Annotated in this window: 2 protein-coding genes; one reads left to right on the top strand and one right to left on the bottom strand. The window is 77.2% G+C overall.

The features are described from left to right. On the top strand, positions 1-374 hold a 374-nt coding region (locus tag HUW36_RS32635; RefSeq protein ID WP_174531558.1), incomplete at its 5' end, for a 4'-phosphopantetheinyl transferase family protein. 9 nt (positions 375-383) lie between these two features. On the opposite strand, the gene HUW36_RS32630 is transcribed toward HUW36_RS32635, so the two are convergent. Further along, a partial coding sequence (locus HUW36_RS32630; protein WP_174531557.1) for an AMP-binding protein occupies positions 384-1,531 on the bottom strand: 1,148 nt, incomplete at its 5' end.

Below are 1,531 nucleotides of genomic sequence, written 5' to 3'. Positions count from 1 at the left end.
GGGCGGTCGGCGGCCTCGGGGTGGACGCCGAGCCGCATGCGCCGCTGCCGGAGGGGGTGCTGGACGCGGTGGCGCTGCCCGCCGAACGCGCCCGGACCGCCGCGCTGCGCGCCGCGCATCCCCACGTCTGCTGGGACCGCCTGCTGTTCAGCGCGAAGGAGTCCGTCTACAAGGCCTGGTTCCCACTGACCGGACGCTTCCTGGACTTCGCCGAGGCGGACATCACGGTCGAGCCGGCCGGGACGTTCGCCGCCCGGCTGCTGGTGCCCGGGCCACGGGTCGGCGGCGCGGAGCTGACCGCGTTCGACGGGCGGTTCCTGGTCGAGCGGGGGCTGCTGCTCACCGCCGTCACGGTGCCGGCGCCGGGCGCCTGACCCGGGCCGTCACTCCTGTGCCAGCCGGCTCTTCTGCACCTTGCCCATGGCGTTGCGGGGCAGCGCGTCGACCAGCCGCACCTGCCGGGGACGCTTGTGCGTGGACAGCTGTCGCGCCACGAAGTCGATCAGCTCCGCCTCGCCCAGCCCGTCGCCGACCACGTACGCGGTGACCTGCTGGCCCAGGTCCGGGTGGGGCGTGCCGACCACCGCCGCCTCGCGTACCCCCGGGTGGGCGAGCAACGCGTCCTCCACCTCACCGGCGCCGATCCGGTACCCGCCGCTCTTGATCAGGTCGGTGGCGGCCCGGCCGACGATCCGGTGCCACCCGTCCGGGCCGACGGTGGCCACGTCGCCGGTGCGGAACCAGCCGTCCGCCGTCCGGCTGGCCGCGTCGGCGTCCGGCCGGTGCAGGTAGCCGTCGAAGAGCGTGGCGCCGCGTACCTGGAGCTCGCCCATGGCCGCGCCGTCGGCGGGCAGCGGCTCGCCCCGCTCGTCGACCACCCGGGTGCGCACGCCCGGCAGTGGCACACCCACGGTGCCCGGCCGCCGGGGCCCGTCGGTGCGCGCGCTCACGGTGATCAGCGTCTCGGTCATCCCGTACCGCTCCACCGGCCGGTGCCCGGTCAGCCCGGTCAGCGCGGCGAAGACCGGTTCGGGCAGCGCGGCGCTGCCCGACACCAGCAGCCGGGCGCCGCGCAGGGCCCGCGCCGCCGCCGGCTGCGCCGCGATCCGCGACCAGATCGTGGGTACGCCGAAGCAGAGCGATCCGGCCGCGGCCGCGTACCGCTCGGGGCGGGGCCGGCCGACGTGGTGCAGGCGGCTGCCGATCCGCAGCGGACCCAGCACGCCGAGGACCAGCCCGTGCACGTGGAACAGCGGCAGGCCGTGCGCCAGCAGGTCGTCCGGTGTCCACGCCCAGGCGTCGGCGAGCCCGTCCAGACAGGCGGCCACCGCGCGGCGGGACAGCACCGCGCCCTTCGGCGCGCCGGTGGTGCCGCTGGTGTAGAGGATCAGCGCGGTGGTCGCCGGGTCCGGCTCGGGATGCCGGGTGTCCGAGCGCCGACGCAGGTCGACGGGCACCGGCGGCGGGGCGGTCGCGCCGTCCACGGGGGGCGCGTCCGGCGGGGTCAGCAGCACCTCGGCGCCGGAGTCAC

The organism is Micromonospora maritima (assembly GCF_902825405.1).
Lineage (GTDB): Bacteria > Actinomycetota > Actinomycetes > Mycobacteriales > Micromonosporaceae > Micromonospora > Micromonospora maritima.
The sequence above is the reverse complement of the archived record's forward strand: the minus strand, read 5'-3'. Positions and strand labels throughout refer to the sequence as shown.